This is a genomic window from Zhongshania sp., assembly GCF_029212375.1.
Lineage (GTDB): Bacteria > Pseudomonadota > Gammaproteobacteria > Pseudomonadales > Spongiibacteraceae > Spongiibacter.
Window position 1 is genome coordinate 384,740 of record NZ_JARGNU010000001.1, and the last position, 14,978, is coordinate 399,717.

Annotated in this window: 12 protein-coding genes and 1 tRNA gene; 10 read left to right on the forward strand and 3 right to left on the reverse strand. The window is 51.0% G+C overall.

The genetic code is table 11. The features are described 5' to 3' along the window. The first annotated feature begins 79 nt into the window (after positions 1–79). From P1U47_RS01695 to P1U47_RS01730, 8 genes are all read left to right on the forward strand, one after another. Positions 80–1,786, forward strand: a complete 1,707-nt coding sequence (locus P1U47_RS01695) for an AMP-binding protein (RefSeq protein ID WP_366943099.1) — start codon at positions 80–82, stop codon at positions 1,784–1,786. A 66-nt stretch (positions 1,787–1,852) separates the two neighbouring features. Further along, positions 1,853–5,791, forward strand: a complete 3,939-nt coding sequence (gene hrpA / locus P1U47_RS01700; RefSeq protein ID WP_301026784.1) for an ATP-dependent RNA helicase HrpA — start codon at positions 1,853–1,855, stop codon at positions 5,789–5,791. A 140-nt stretch (positions 5,792–5,931) separates the two neighbouring features. After that, positions 5,932–6,453: a hypothetical protein gene (locus P1U47_RS01705; RefSeq protein ID WP_301026785.1), complete on the forward strand. Its 522-nt coding sequence runs from the start codon at positions 5,932–5,934 to the stop codon at positions 6,451–6,453. 43 nt (positions 6,454–6,496) lie between these two features. Continuing rightward, positions 6,497–7,369: a DUF692 domain-containing protein gene (locus P1U47_RS01710; protein WP_301026786.1), complete on the forward strand. Its 873-nt coding sequence runs from the start codon at positions 6,497–6,499 to the stop codon at positions 7,367–7,369. Next, positions 7,369–8,115, forward strand: a complete 747-nt coding sequence (locus tag P1U47_RS01715) for a putative DNA-binding domain-containing protein (RefSeq protein WP_301026787.1) — start codon at positions 7,369–7,371, stop codon at positions 8,113–8,115. The genes P1U47_RS01710 and P1U47_RS01715 overlap by 1 nt, the downstream gene beginning before the upstream one ends. A gap of 83 nt (positions 8,116–8,198) precedes the next feature. Beyond that, positions 8,199–8,918, forward strand: coding sequence for a VacJ family lipoprotein (locus tag P1U47_RS01720; RefSeq protein ID WP_301026788.1), 720 nt, complete (start codon positions 8,199–8,201; stop codon positions 8,916–8,918). A gap of 81 nt (positions 8,919–8,999) precedes the next feature. Then, positions 9,000–10,181, forward strand: coding sequence for a PP2C family protein-serine/threonine phosphatase (locus P1U47_RS01725; protein WP_301026789.1), 1,182 nt, complete (start codon positions 9,000–9,002; stop codon positions 10,179–10,181). A 4-nt stretch (positions 10,182–10,185) separates the two neighbouring features. After that, positions 10,186–10,674, forward strand: coding sequence for an STAS domain-containing protein (locus P1U47_RS01730; protein WP_301026790.1), 489 nt, complete (start codon positions 10,186–10,188; stop codon positions 10,672–10,674). Here P1U47_RS01730 and P1U47_RS01735 read toward each other — a convergent pair. From P1U47_RS01735 to dusA, 3 genes are read right to left on the reverse strand one after another with little or no spacing between them, the layout of a single operon-like run. Continuing rightward, a complete protein-coding gene (locus P1U47_RS01735) occupies positions 10,671–11,114 on the reverse strand; it encodes a TerB family tellurite resistance protein (RefSeq protein WP_301026791.1) in 444 nt (147 codons plus the stop codon). The two genes, P1U47_RS01730 and P1U47_RS01735, sit on opposite strands and share 4 nt — an antisense overlap. Next, positions 11,107–12,063 carry a transaldolase gene (tal, locus tag P1U47_RS01740; RefSeq protein ID WP_301026792.1) on the reverse strand — a complete coding sequence of 319 codons (957 nt, stop codon included), beginning with the start codon at positions 12,061–12,063 and terminating at the stop codon, positions 11,107–11,109. Before tal ends, P1U47_RS01735 begins: the two co-directional genes overlap by 8 nt. Positions 12,064–12,090: 27 nt before the next feature. Continuing rightward, positions 12,091–13,074, reverse strand: coding sequence for a tRNA dihydrouridine(20/20a) synthase DusA (gene dusA, locus P1U47_RS01745; protein ID WP_301026793.1), 984 nt, complete (start codon positions 13,072–13,074; stop codon positions 12,091–12,093). A gap of 132 nt (positions 13,075–13,206) precedes the next feature. On the opposite strand from dusA, the gene gltX reads away from it, so the two are divergent. After that, positions 13,207–14,700 (forward strand): glutamate--tRNA ligase, encoded by a 1,494-nt coding sequence (gene gltX / locus P1U47_RS01750; protein ID WP_301026794.1) that lies wholly within the window; start codon positions 13,207–13,209, stop codon positions 14,698–14,700. Between the two features lie 149 nt (positions 14,701–14,849). Next, a tRNA-Ala gene (locus P1U47_RS01755) sits at positions 14,850–14,925 on the forward strand. Positions 14,926–14,978: the final 53 nt, after the last annotated feature.

Genomic DNA, 14,978 nt, shown 5'->3' on the forward strand with positions numbered 1-14,978 from the left:
ATCTGAATATGCGTGGCCGGCTTGCCTGAAGACTTGGCTGCGGCGCCAATAACAACAAGCACTATATTAGGGGGCGACTTTGTCAGCAGAAATGGAAAGTATTGCAGCGGTAATCAGTGCAGCACGCGCAAAAGCGGGTATGCCAAGCGATGTTGATCTAACACAACACGCAAACTTGGGGGCAATGTTCGATTATTGCGTGAGTAAATTTGCTGATCTTCCCGCCATGTCTTGTATGGGCGAGACGATTACGTATCAGGATTTAGATCGACTCTCTGCACAGTTTGCGACGTATTTGCAAAAAAATACCAATTTGCGGGTCGGTGATCGTATTGCCTTGCAAATGCCCAATATTCTGCAATACCCCGTGGCCTTGTTTGGCGCAATTCGCGCTGGCCTGATTGTGGTCAATACCAACCCGCTGTATAGCCAGCGCGAGTTAAAGCATCAGCTCAACGATTCCGGTGCGAAGGCATTGGTGGTGCTGGCTAACGTTGCCGAGGCGGCGGCAGCGGTTGTTGATGAAACCCCAGTCGAATTTGTGATTGTGACTGAAATTGGCGATTTGCACCCAATGGTAAAACGGCTATTGATTAATAATGCCGTTAAGCACGTTAAAAAAATGGTGCCTAAGTTTAAATTCAAAAATGCGGTTAAATACCGCAGCGTGTTAATTAAGGGTAAAAACGCGAAATTTACCAAAGCCAACCCCGATGCGGAAGACGTTGCATTGCTGCAATACACGGGTGGCACTACGGGAGTCTCTAAGGGTGCAATGATTAGCCACCGAAATTTGATGGCCAATATCCTGCAGAGTAAAAATCTGTTTGAGAGCTACGGTCTCAATGAAGGCGAAGAAACCTTTCTGTCACCGCTGCCGCTATACCATATTTACTCTTTTATGCTGTCGTTCTGCGTGATGTTGCAGGGCAACCACGGGGTCTTAATTGCCAACCCCCGTGATCTTGGCAGCGTAATAAAAGAAATGAAGCGCTACAAATGGAGCGGCATGAGCGGGATTAATACCCTGTTTGTGCAACTTTGTAATAATGATGATTTCCGCGCCTTAGACTTTTCTTCGGTAAAGGCAACCATGTCGGGCGGTATGGCCTTAACCGCTGGCGCGGCTAAGGAATGGATGGAAGTCACCGGCGCCGAGGTTTACGAGGGTTACGGCTTAACGGAAACTTCTCCCGTGGTGTCTATTAATCCCGGTGGTAATAATCAAATCGGGACTATTGGGATTGCTTTACCGGGCACCGAAATTCGCATAGTTGTAGAAGGTGTCGACAAGGGCGTCGGTGAACGCGGTGAATTGTGTGTACGTGGCCCGCAGGTGATGATGGGCTACTGGCAGCGGCCCGACGAAACGGAAAAAACCATTATTGATGGCTGGTTGCACACGGGTGATGTGGCAATTGTGCAGGAAGATGGCTATATGCGCATTGTCGATCGCATGAAGGACATGATTATCGTCTCTGGCTTCAATGTTTACCCCAATGAAATTGAAGACGTTTTAAGCGGACACCCGAATATTGCTGAATGTGCGGCAATTGGTGTGCCTGACGAGAAGTCTGGGGAAGCCGTTAAAATCTTTGTCGCGGCTAAAAAAGGCGATATTGATGTGACCGAGCTAAAAGCATTTTTGCGTGAACGCCTCACCGGCTATAAAATGCCTCGGTATATTGAAGTGCGTGACGAACTGCCTAAGACCAATGTGGGTAAGGTATTGCGCCGCTCGCTTCGCGACGAGGAGCTTGCCAAGCTCGCCAAGGCTAACAAATAATCGTTTAGCTGTTATGTAATAGTAAAAAGGCGCCAAATGGCGCCTTTTTTGTTTTTAATGGAATGTATGTCTGAAATTCAATCGCAAACCAGCACTGCTGCCACCGTATCGCCAAGCCCCCAATCATTGCTGGGGCAGCTGGAAGACTGCTTTTTAGCTGAGCGTTTCGCGCTGGGTCGCAGCTGTCGTCAATTGCAGCAACTGGCGGCGGGGGGCGCAGACATAAGCCCAAAATTGGCAGCACTGACTGAGCGCTTTGCTGCCTCGCAGGCGCGGGTTCTGCAGCGCCGCGCGAGCTTGCCGAGCGTAGTCTACCCGCCAGATTTACCGGTAAGCCAGCGGGTAGATGATATTCGCGCGGCCATTGCTGGGCATCAGGTGGTAGTTGTGGCGGGTGAGACCGGTTCGGGTAAAACCACCCAGATTCCTAAAATCTGTTTGGATATGGGGCGTGGGGTAGCGGGGACTATTGCTCACACCCAGCCGCGGCGCTTGGCGGCGCGGGCGGTAGCGCAGCGCTTGGCCGAGGAGTTAAACACCACCTTGGGTGAGGGTGTGGCTTTTCAAATACGTTTCCAGGAAGTGAGCTCGCCCAATAGCCATATTAAATTAATGACCGACGGTATTTTGCTGGCGGCTATTCAGCGCGACCGTTTTTTGAGCGAATACGATACCATCATTATTGACGAGGCCCATGAGCGCAGCCTAAACATCGATTTTTTGCTGGGTTATTTAAAAACCCTGCTGCCTAAACGCCCCGATTTAAAGCTGATCATCACCTCGGCCACCATTGATGTGGCACGCTTCTCTGAACACTTTAATAATGCGCCGGTTATTGAAGTGTCTGGTCGGAGCTTTCCCGTTGAATATCGCTATCGTCCCCAAGAAGAACTGAGTGCCGACAATGATATTGGCGAGGCAGTTGAAGCCGTACTGCGCGAATTAATCGCTGAAGGCGCGCAGCGCAGCGGTGATACCTTGGTGTTTCTCAGTGGCGAGCGGGACATTCGCGATGTGACCCGCCATTTGCGCAAAGCGGATTTGCCTGGCGCAGAGGTATTACCACTGTACTCACGTCTTAGCACCGCCGAGCAGCAGCGCATTTTTGATTTACGTGGGCGACGGGGCTGGCGGGTGGTGCTGGCGACCAACGTCGCGGAAACCTCACTGACCGTGCCGGGCATTCGCTATGTAATCGACGGCGGCACTGCACGGATTAGCCGCTATAGCGTGCGCAGCAAGGTGCAGCGTCTGCCGATTGAGCCAATCTCCCAGGCCAGCGCCAATCAACGGGCTGGTCGCTGTGGGCGGGTCGCTGCCGGTATTGCTTATCGCTTGTACAGCGAGGCCGATTATTTAAGTCGGCCGGTGTATACCGAGCCAGAAATTCAGCGCACCAATCTCGCTGCCGTTATTTTGCAAATGCTCCAGCTCAAGCTGGGGGATATCAGTGCTTTTCCCTTTGTGGATGCGCCAGATAATAAATTTGTGAATGACGGCTTTGCCTTGTTGGCAGAATTGGGCGCCGTTAAAGACGGCAAACTCAATAAACTCGGTCAGCAACTGGGCCGCTTTCCTGTTGATCCTCGGATAGGACGCTTGCTATTGGCCGCTGCTGACGGCGGCTGCCTGCGGGAAATGCTGATTATCGCCAGCGCGCTAAGTATTCAAGATCCCCGCGACCGGCCAGCAGATAAGCAGCAAGCTGCCGATGAAAAGCATCGCCGTTTTTGGCAGCCAGATTCCGATTTTATGGCCTTTGTTGGCCTGTGGGACTACGCCGAGGAGCAGCGCCAGGCATTGTCGGCAAGCCAGTGGCGTAAGCTCTGTCAGCGGGAATTTTTATCGTGGACGCGGATGCGGGAATGGCGCGAGGTTCACCATCAAATCACCCTGATGTGTCGGCAGTTGAAGTTGCCGGTCAATCGCGAGCCCGCTGATTTTGACAGTATTCACCGCGCCCTGTTGCCGGGCTTTTTGGGCCAGATAGCCAGCAAAGACGAAGAGCGAGAGTATCTCGGTGCTCGCAACCGCAAACTGCGGATATTCCCTGGCTCCTCGTTATTTAAAAAAGCACCGAAATGGATTGTGGCTGCCGAGCTTGCCGAAACCACCCAGCTCTATGCCCGCTGCGTCGCTAAAATCGATCCAGAATGGGTGTTTGGCATTAATGACGAACTGTTAAAACGCAGCTATTACGAGCCCCATTGGCATAGCCGCAGTGGCCGAGTGATGGCCTTTGAGCAAACCATGCTCTACGGTTTGCTGATTCGCGATAAAAAGCGGGTGCATTACGGGCCGATATCGCCGGTAGAAAGCCGCGAAATTCTGATTCGCCAAGCCTTGGTTGAGGGACGTTACTTCGGTAAGGCAGAATTCTTTCGCCACAACCGTAAACTTATTGACGAGATTGGCGAGCTGGAAGACAAGGCCCGCCGCCGCGATATTTTAATTTCCGACGATGAGCTATTTCGTTATTACGACGAGCGTATTCCCGAGGGCATCATTACCGCCGCCCATTTGGAAAGTTGGCTAAAAAGCACCGCAGCGCCACGGACTTTATTTTTAAGTCGTGGTGAGTTAATGCGTCATGCGGGCAGTGATGTTACCGAGCAACAGTTTCCCGACACCTTGCACTGCGCCGGTATGATACTGGCGCTGAGTTACCACTTTGAGCCTAATCATCCTGCAGATGGGGTTAGCGTGTCAGTGCCGCTGGCAAATCTACCAAAGCTGCCAGAAGGGCGTTTGGAGTGGCTGGTGCCTGGTCTGCTGAGGGATAAGTGCATTGCGCTGTTAAAAACCTTGCCTAAAGTCCAGCGCAAACAACTGGTGCCGGTGCCGGATTTTGTCGACAAGGCGCTGCCGATGTTGTCGGTAAATGACGTGGGCCTATTGCCGAGCTTGGCCGACGCACTGCGCAAGATTAGCGGTCTGCAGATTGATGTGGCCGAGTGGTCGCGCAATAACATCGATAATTTCTACCGCATGAATATTCGGGTGCTGGATAACGCCGGAAAACTACTGGCCCAAAGCCGAGATTTACGGGCACTGTGCGCGGAATTGGCGGTGCAGGTGCAGCAGGGTATAGCTGAAGAACGTGGCAGTGGTTTTGAAACCAAAACACTGACCAACTGGGGTTTTGAACGCCTAGAAGATCGCTATGAATTTAAGCAGGGCGGGGCAACCTTGGTCGCTTACCCCTGTTTGCGGGATCAGGGCGAGAGTGTTGAATTAAGCTTGGCCGAGACTGAAGCCGATGCCCAACAGGCTAATTTGCGTGGTGTGCAGCGCTTGCTGCTATTGCGTTTGGTGCAGCAGTGCAAAACCCTGCGGGCGAGTTTATTTCGCAGCAATACCGCGCAATTGCAATTTTCGGCGGTGGGCGAACAAAAGAAACGCTGGTTGGAAGATTGCCTGCTGGCTGCCGCCCAAAATTGCTTCGCGCTGAGCGAGGAAGCCTTGCCGCGCACCCAGACAGAATTTGAGCAGGTATGGGAAACTGGCCGCGCCGGTTTTGTCGCCGATGCCGAGGCCTGCGCCGAGCTGCTCAACACGGTGCTGGGCAATTACGCCGAGATTCGCCGCAGCCTTAAAAAACTCAATTCGCTAAGCTGGATCCACAGTATTAACGATATTAACCGCCAGCTGGACGCCTTGTTTTTTGAGGGATTTATTACCGCTCTTAATCGTGATGAGCTCAGTCAGTACCCGCGTTACCTGCAGGCTATTTTACAGCGTATTAGTAAACTGGATGGCGCCTATCAGCGCGATCGGCAGTCGACTTTGGCGTTTGAACCTCTGCAGCAGCAGTTTGCTGAGTTTGTAAAAAAATTGCCCGAAAAGCATCGTCGCCATCCGCTCGTGATGGACTACCGCTGGCAATTAGAGGAGCTGCGGATCTCCCTGTTTGCCCAAAATATGGGGACGCGAATGCCGGTGTCGGAGAAACGCTTGAAGGTTCTGTGGAAAGCGTTGGTGCAAGATGTAACATCACTCAATTGAGTGCGTCTAACAAATACATCGAATTTGGCCGTTGCAGCGTATGAGTGGTATCGCTTAAAACTGCTATGCTCAACTTGGTTTATATAGAACAATCAATTTTAATTTAGCCGTGTTACTGACTACCACTTTGGAGAATAACAATGTCTCAGATTAATTTTGCAAAAAAACCGCTGGCAGCGGCGTTTGGCGCTGCCCTGTTGGCTTCGGCGATGAGTCCCGCGATGGCGGGAGAAAACCCCTTCGCAGCCAAAAGTTTAAGCTCTGGCTATGAATTAGCTATGGGGAGTTCAGACAAAGCGGCGAAAGCTGAAGCAAAGATCGATGCGAATAAGACCGGTGGCGAAGCGCAGTGTGGCGCCGACAAAGCAAAAGCAGCGCACGAAGGCAAATGCGGCGAGGCGAAATGTGGTGCCGACAAAGCCAAAGCTGCTCACGAAGGTAAATGCGGCGAGGCGAAATGTGGTGCCGACAAAGCTAAAGCAGCGCACGAAGGTAAATGCGGCGAAGCGAAATGTGGCGCCGATAAAGCCAAAGCTGCTCACGAAGGTAAATGCGGCGAGGCGAAATGTGGTGCCGATAAAGCCAAAGCGGCTCATGAAGGTAAGTGCGGTGAGGGCAAGTGTGGCGAAGCTAAGTGCGGCGCCGATAAAATGGCTAAGTAAATAATCCGTCTCCGGAAGGTGGCCAGCGTGAATGGAAGAGCCTATGACTAGTGAATCAAGCGCACAGGCCGGTTTGGGCTTGCGGCGGGGCTTAATGCCCGAGCTGAAAAGCCTTGCTGGCAGCGAGCTGGATTTTCTTGAGGTTGCTCCAGAAAACTGGGTGCATATTGGCGGCCGTTACGGCCGCTCATTTCGCGAGCTAGCGGAGCGCTACCCGATTTATTTACATGGTTTATCCTTAAACATTGGTGGTTTTGCACCGCTAAATAAGGAGCTGTTAACGGATATTAAACAGTTCATGGCCGATTTTAATTGTCCACTGTACTCCGAACACCTCACTTACTGTGGCGACGAAGGGCAGCTCTACGATTTGCTGCCTATTCCATTTACCGAAGAGGCGGTGTATCACGTTGCCGAGCGGGTTAAACAAGTTCAGGACGTTTTAGGTCAGCGGATATTGTTGGAGAATGCGTCCTACTACGCAGCACCAGCGCAGGCCATGAGCGAAAGCGAATTTATTAACGCGGTATTGGCTGAGGCGGACTGCGATTTGCTCCTAGACGTAAATAATATCTTCGTGAATAGCGTAAACAATCGTTACGATCCCGTTCAGTTTTTACATTCATTACCCTTGGCAAGAGCCCGCTATATCCATATAGCAGGGCATTTTGACGAGGCGGAAGATTTACGAGTAGACACCCATGGGGCTGATGTAATCGATCCGGTATGGGCGCTGTTAGATGAAGCCTATCGCCTTTGCGGGCCGCTGCCGACCTTGTTGGAGCGAGATTTTAATTTTCCACCCATGGCCGAATTGTTGTTAGAAATTGGGCAAATCCGCCGCGCACAAGCCCATGCCAATAGCCAAGGTATAAGTCATTTCTCACCGTTAAATGCACGCAAGCGAGCTGGCTGATGAAGCCATTTCAGCAAGTACAGCAAAGTATGACAGCCTTCGTTCGCGACCCAGATGCTTGCGTTGGACCGGAAGGCATAGAAACGCGGCGTTTAGCGATTTACCGTGATCTTTTCTTTAATAATATCGAAGGTTTTCTCAGTAATGGCTTTCCGGTGTGTCGGAGCTTATTTAGCGATGACGACTGGCATGCACTGGTGCGGGATTTTATGCGCCAGCACCGCTGCGAAAGCCCCTATTTTTTGCGTATCGCCGAGGAGTTTCTCAGCTATTTAGCCGAGCAAGGCGACGCTCGGGACGATCCGGCGTTTCTAATGGAATTGGCCCATTATGAATGGGTTGAGCTGGCGCTAGACATAGCAGAAGATGAGTTCCCTGAGTCAGCGCCGTTTAGCGATGTTCTGGCGGCTCGCCTGAGCGTGTCGCCATTGGCGTGGTCTTTGGCGTATCAATTTCCTGTACAGCATATTGGTCGCGATTATCAGCCCGCTGAGCCGAGCGCTGAGCTAAGCTATATTGTTGTTTATCGCAATCGGCAGGATGCAGTGCAGTTTTTGGAAATTAACGCCGTCACCGCTCGCTTATTAGCGCTGCTTGCCGAGTTTCCAGCATTAGAGGGGGCGGCACTGTTGAGTACAATCGCTCAAGAACTCAATGTTGAATTGGCTGCGCTTGCGGATTTTGGACGCGATATTTTGGTGAAATTACTGGATCTGGACATATTATTTGTGAACAAGTGGTCATGATCGAAGTGGTGCCAAATACGTGGGTATTAGGTATAGTGTTGACCAGTTTTAAGCTTAAAGAGTAATTGGGGTTGATGATACCAATGCAAAGAAAAGTCGGTGCCTTATTCGTGCTGTTATCTGTGCTTGGAATAAGTAATGTTTTTGCCGAGAATGATGGCGATCCGCGTGACCCGTGGGAAGGTTTCAATCGGGGGGTATTTGCTTTTAACGATACCGCTGATGAATACCTTGTTCAGCCCATTGCCCGAGGTTATCGCAAGATAACCCCAGCTATTGTCGATCAAGGCATAGCCAATTTTTTCAATAATATTGGCGAGATCAAAAACATGGGCAATGACCTGCTGCAAGGCAAGGCGAGCGATGTACTGGTCGATGGTGGTCGTTTTATTATAAATACTACCGTTGGGGTAGTCGGTTTTTTTGATGTTGCTAGTTATATTGGCCTGAAGCGAGAGTCCGAAGATTTTGGCCAAACCCTCGCCGTGTGGGGTGTTGGCTCTGGGCCTTATCTGGTGTTGCCATTTTTAGGGCCAAGTAGTGTTAGGGATGGCTTTGGCACAGGTGTTGATTCCTACGTGTCGGTAACTGGGGCTATTGATCCAGAGTACGCGCGCTACGCCATGAGCGGCCTAGATTTATTGCAGACCCGTGCTAGCTTATTAGGTACTGAGGCGCTAATGTCCGGTGATAAATACACTTTTTTGAAAGATGCCTACCTGCAGCGCAGAGAGTACCTAATTAATGACGGTCAGCTTAAAGATGACTTTGGCGATGAAGACTTTGAGTCTTTTGACTTCTGAACAAACCGCTACTGAGCCGCTTGTAAATTCTCCACATAATTCCCTATTGTGTGTGCTGCGGGATGCGGGTAAAAAGGCTTGATGAATATCACTCTTCCCCATCGCATTCTGCTCGTTCAACAGGTAGATGCAACCCACCCCCAACTTGTTAGTTCCCTAGAAGAGCTAGGTATGGAACTTGTGCATGTTGCCGATTGCGCCACGGCCATGCCAAGTTTTCGGGAAGAGGATATTGATATCGTGATGGTCGATATCGATTTTCCAGAAGACCGAGGGATTGATTTACTGGGTAGAATGGCTGCCGACCCCCGCGAGCTGCCGCTAGTTGGCCTTTCTCGGCGTAAAAGTTTGGCTGATGTGCTGTCTGCGGTACGTCACGGCGCTACAGATTATTTGATGCTGCCGCCGGAAAATCTCGACGTGATAAAGCACGTCGTAGACCGCGCGTTGGAGCGGGGCGCCTTAAAACGTGAAAACTTGGCGTATCGCACCAAGCTTGAAAATGCCAATCGGGATTTGCTGGAGAGCCTAACGCTATTGCAGCAGGATCAGCAGGCAGGTAAACATGTTCAGCAGCTACTGCTGCCGGATACCCCCAAGCAAATCTCCAACTATCAGTTTTGCCACTTTATTTTGCCGTCGCTGTACCTCAGTGGTGACTTTGTCGATTACTTTGTGGTGGGTGAAGACCACGCGGTATTTTTTGTGGCCGACGTTTCCGGTCACGGTGCCAGCTCCGCGTTTGTAACGGTGTTTTTGAAAAACCTTTTTGCCCGCAAGCGTAGCGATTTTTTGCATCGGGGTTCAACGGCGATTTTGTCACCTGCCAAAATGCTGGCTATAGCCAATCGTGAATTATTGGAAATGGGCATCGGCAAGCATGTGACCCTGTGTGTGGGCGCTTTTGATTTAAAATGCAATCAGCTGTGTTACTCGGTCGCGGGTCATTTGCCAGCGCCGGTTTTGGCCTCTAATGGTCGCGCAGAGTTTTTGCCGGAACATGATATGCCGGTGGGCTTGTTTGCTGATGCCCAATTTAGTGACCATATGATCACTTTTCCGCCGGGGGCTGTGCTGACCCTGTTCTCTGATGGTATATTAGAGGTCTTAGACAGTGACACCCTAGAGCACAAAGAACAGCGCTTGCTCGATTTATTGAAAGAGGGGCAGAGCTCGTCAACACAGCTGGCCGAGGCCTTTGGACTTTTTGATATGGACGAGGCACCGGACGATATTGCAATTTTAGTAGTATGTAGGTTATAGGCAAATGCAGCCTGGTCGAATTTTAGTAGCAGGACAGGATGGTGCCTTCGTTATAAAGCTGGTTGGCGATGTGCGGCTAACCCTTTGTACAACACTGGACGAGTTTTTTGATGAAATGCTCTCGGTTGAGGGTTTTGCCAGTGTGGTCGTGGACTTATCAGATGCTATCAATGTCGATAGCACTACTTTGGGTTTGCTCGCTAAATTGGCGATCAAAGCCAAGGAAAAATTTCAGTTTGTGCCCCTCATTTTATCGACGAACCCCGATATTACGCGGGTGCTGCAAAGCATGGGATTTGATCGGGTGTTTAGGATTCGTGAAGAGCCTTTGCTAAATGATGAAGACCTTGGCGAGCTACCCGTGCTTGACGCCAGTGAAGAGGGTGTGCGAAACCGAGTGCTAGAGGCCCACCGCACCTTGATGGGTTTAAGTGAGAGCAACCACGCCAAGTTTCGCGAATTAGTCTCCCTTCTAGAAGGGCAGTGTTTTTAGTTTCCGTCGCCAATTACACTTAATTTTGCCCGAATAAACTCGCTGTGCGGCAAATAGATAAGGTCTGATATTTTGCGAATCAGATGATCTTCGTATTTGTCTATACGCCCATCTTCTTGAGCCACTTCCCAAAGTGCCAGTACCAGTTGGTATTTCTCAATATTATTGCAGTTATCATTGATATAGCGGGTAAATGGGTAGAGATCGGTTCGTTCTTCGGTGGTGTTTCGAGCTTGGGCCATAAACGCATCAATGTCGCTGCTGGAAATCGAAAAGTGCGCAATGAGTATTTTTCGGATTTTGTCTATTTCAGCGGGATCTTCTTGGAAGTCTGATTTACAGACTTCCAGCAGCAAGGCTGCGGTAACTAATTCTAAGGTCATTTTGTCGTCGCTAGCGCTGTTTTCTACCGTGAACAGCTGTTTTAGCCTCTCAAACATGCGAATTCCAACCCCGTAATAGCGCTTCTAGTTTCACTTGATCTGCTGCAAAGGCGCGAATGCCTTCGGCTAATTTTTCGGTCGCCATGGCGTCTTCATTCATCGCCCAGCGAAAGTCAATTTCATTGATGCCGATTTTGCTTTGCGGCGCAAATTCCATTGTAGGGGAAAGGCGGCGGGGCAGAGCACCACAGTCGTCTTTTAATTCACTGAGCAGGGCAGGGCTAATGGTGAGGCGGTCGCAGCCAGCCAAGGCCTCGATTTCACCGCAATTTCGAAAGCTTGCGCCCATCACAATCGTTTTGTAATTGTGTTGTTTGTAGTAGCTGTATATGGCGCTAACCGATTGTACGCCAGGGTCTTCGTCGGCATTGGCTGGCGTGGCGCCATGGGCAACATGCCAGTCTAAAATACGGCCAACAAAAGGCGAAATCAGAGTGGCGCCGGCTTCGGCGCAAGCTGCTGCTTGGATCAGGCTAAAAAGGAGGGTTAGGTTGCATTCTATACCTTCTTGCTCAAGGGCTTTGGCGGCTTCTATGCCTTCCCAAGTAGAGGCGATTTTAATCAGAAGGCGATCCTTGTCGATGCCTTTGGCTTGGTAAAGTTCGACAATCCGCCGGCCCTCGTGAATCATTGCCGTGGTGTTGAACGAGAGTCTAGCATCGACTTCGGTGGAAACTTTGCCAGGCACAAGCTTGCTTATTTCTGCGCCAATTTCAACGGCGAGCTGGGTGGCGGCTTGCTGGAGTTGTGAGGCATCGTCCCGATTGCTGAGCTGGGCAACCACCTTGCTAATCATTGCCTCATACTGAGGAAGAGCGGCGGCTTTTAAAATGAGTGACGGGTTGGTCGTGGCATCTTGGGGGCTGAAGCGGGCGATGGCTTCGATATCGCCGGTGTCGGCAACCACATCGGTAATCGCCTTTAGCTGATCAAGTTTACTGCTCATTATAGTGCTATTCCTTTATGTAATTTACTACCAGCTGCGCTCGACAAAGGCCAGCGCGTCACTGAGTACCTCTAGGCCCGCGCCGGGGCGATGAGCGTGCTCGCTAATATGACGCCGAAAGAGCCGACCGCCAGCTTGGCCGTTAAACAGGCCTAATATATGGCGCGTTATATGATTGAGCCGCGTGCCTTTGGCAAGTTCCGCTTCAATATAAGGAAACAAGCCGTGGATGACGTCGCGACGAGTTTTGCTTATGGCGGCCTGTTGGTAAAAGCGTTCGTCTACCTCTGCCAATAAATAAGGTGTTTGGTAAGCGCTGCGGCCCATCATAATGCCATCGACATATGACAAATGCGAGCTGGCGTCGTCAAGGGTTTGGATGCCACCGTTTATGATAATTTCTAGGTCGGGGAATTCCTGTTTAAGCTGGTATACCAAATCGTAATTTAAAGGTGGTATCTCGCGATTTTCTTTTGGGCTTAAACCCTGCAGCCACGCTTTACGGGCGTGAACGATAATCGCATCGGTACCGGCCTCGGCAATGGCGCCAACAAATTCCTGCAGCGGTCCGTAACCCTCCTGCTCATCAATGCCAATGCGGTGTTTGACGGTGATAGGGAGCCCGCAGGCGTCTTTCATTGCTTTGACGCAATCGGCGACCAATTGTGGGCGAGACATTAAACAGGCACCAAAAAAGCCGTTTTGAACGCGGTCGGAAGGGCAGCCGCAGTTCAGGTTAATCTCATCGTAATTCCATTGCTCCGCCATGCGCGCTGATACTGCCAAGGCTTCGGGATCGCTGCCCCCTAATTGCAGTGCCACAGGGTGTTCAATATCACTGAAATCAAGATGGCGCTCTTGATCCCCATGAATTAAGGCACCAGTGGTGATCATTTCGGTGTAAAGCACGGCGTGACGGCTAAGCTGGCGCCAGAACACGCGACAGTGTCGGTCAGACCAGTCGAGCATCGGGGCGACGCAGAAGCGACGGTCGAGAACTTTTTTACTCATCGGCGCTGAAATACCTCTGCGGATGGATGAATCTTGGTGGTATCGGCACGTATAATGGCCGCTGCATTGGCCTGCTGCCGTAATCGGTGGCAGGCTAAAACCCTATTGTATTCAAATGGTAATAAACACTCCATGACTGTTCGCACTCGTATTGCCCCGTCTCCTACTGGTGACCCACACGTGGGTACGGCCTATATCGCCCTTTTTAACTACTGTTTCGCCAAAAGTCAGGGTGGTCAGTTTCTATTGAGAATTGAAGATACCGATCAGCAGCGCTCCACTGCGGCGTCTGAGCAGGCGATTTTTGATTCGTTGCGTTGGCTGGGTTTGGATTGGGATGAGGGCCCAGATGTGGGTGGGCCCCATGGCCCCTATCGGCAGAGTGAGCGCAGTGAGATTTATCGTGAGCACTGCGAGCAGTTGATTGCAGCGGGGCATGCGTTTCGCTGTTACCGCACCCCAGCTGAGCTTGACGCTCTGCGCGAAACCCGCCGCGCGGCGGGTGGACATACAGCGTTAAAGTATTCTGATTTAAAGCTGGACGATGCCGAGCACGCGCGTCGTGAGGCGGCGGGTGAGTCATATGTTATTCGGATGTTTGTGCCCGAAGATGATGGTCATTGCGAGATAGATGACATGCTGCGGGGCAAGATTGAGCTGGAGTGGGGGCAGGTCGACGCCCAAATCCTGCTGAAATCCGACGGCTTGCCGACCTACCATTTGGCGAATGTAGTAGATGACCATCTAATGGAAATTACCCACGTACTGCGGGGCGAGGAGTGGATTAACTCGGCGCCTAAGCACAAGCTGTTATACCAGTATTTTGGTTGGCAAATGCCAGTGCTGTGTCATTTGCCGCTGCTGCGCAACCCAGATAAAAGCAAGCTGAGTAAGCGCAAAAATCCTACCAGTATTAATTATTATAAGCGTATGGGATTTTTGCCCGAGGCGATGCTCAATTACTTGGGTCGTATGGGTTGGTCCATGCCTGACGAGAGCGAAAAATTTAGCCTGCAAGCCATGATCAATAATTTTGATATTACGCGGGTGAGCCTAGGAGGGCCGATTTTTGATGTTGAAAAACTGCGTTGGCTGAATGGCCTCTGGCTTCGGGAAGATTGCAGCCCTGAACAATTAGCTGATCGTCTGCAGGAGTGGGTATTAAACCGCGAGATGCTGATGAAGGTTATTCCCCACGTGCAATCTCGGATTGAGGTGTTTAGCGATTTGGCGCCACTGGCCAGCTTCTTTTTGTCGGGTATGCTGCCGCTAACACCCGAGAGTTTTGCTGCGTCGAACCTCGACGAGGAAGAGTTGCTGACCTTGTTGCAGTGCGCGGCGTGGCGCTTAGAGGCCTTGGATGACTGGCAGCGCGACAATATTTTTGCAGCCATTAAATCTCTTGCCGACGGCTTGGGTATTAAATTAAAAGATTTTATGCCGCCGCTGTTTGTTGCTATCGCAGGCACAACGTCATCGATTTCCGTTGTCGATTCGATGGAGGTGTTGGGCGCAGATATGAGTCGGGCGCGCTTGCGTCACGCGGTTGAAGTGCTTGGTGGGGTGGGTAAAAAGCGCCTTAAGAAACTCGAGAAACGCTACCAGCAAGCTTGCGAGCTAGTTTGACAATAAGAGGGGCTGTCTCAGGCCAGTGATATTGCTTTGATGGGGTATCGCTGAGCCAATAAGGTGCGGTGGAAAATAATTTAACGAGATTTTTCATCAACTTGTTGACAAGGCTTAGGGTGATCATTAATATGCGCATCCTCTGCTTTGGGGCTATAGCTCAGCTGGGAGAGCGCTTGCATGGCATGCAAGAGGTCGGCGGTTCGATCCCGCCTAGCTCCACCAAAGTTTTGAAAAACCGCTGAAAGGCGGTTTTTTTTCGCATTGAAGAAAGTAGC